Source organism: Pseudomonas sp. D47 (genome assembly GCF_045447305.1).
Lineage (GTDB): Bacteria > Pseudomonadota > Gammaproteobacteria > Pseudomonadales > Pseudomonadaceae > Aquipseudomonas.
This window is the reverse complement of sequence record NZ_JBJGXU010000214.1, coordinates 1-306: the sequence shown is the minus strand read 5'-3', so window position 1 is coordinate 306 and position 306 is coordinate 1. Positions and strand designations below refer to the sequence as shown.

At 51.3% G+C, this 306-nt stretch carries 1 protein-coding gene; it reads right to left on the bottom strand.

What is annotated here, in order from left to right; all coding sequences use genetic code 11:
• The coding region (locus ACI77I_RS32280; protein WP_407000267.1) for an AlpA family transcriptional regulator at window positions 1-153 on the bottom strand (153 nt) is incomplete at its 3' end.
• Between the last annotated feature and the right edge of the window lie 153 nt (window positions 154-306).

Sequence of the window (306 nt, the reverse complement as noted above, 5' to 3'; positions counted from 1 at the left end):
GACCCAGCCCACGACTTCGCTCTCAACCCAAGCTACGGCTCTCTCACCTAGGGGGACGGACTTCGGAAAGTTTCCCTCTTCGATATACTTGTAGATCGTGGAGCGGCCCAGACCAGTGGCATGCTTGACTTCTTTCAGACGAATTAATCTCATGAACTGTTTCCTCTGCTTGTTCAGAGGATGGGTAGGGTCGGTATAAAAATACTTGCTACCTGCGCACCACACGAGCCAACTCGGTATTTCTTGATGCGTTGAAGCTACTCAGATTGTCCAAGCGAAAGCTACGTATGGCGAGGACTGCTACCG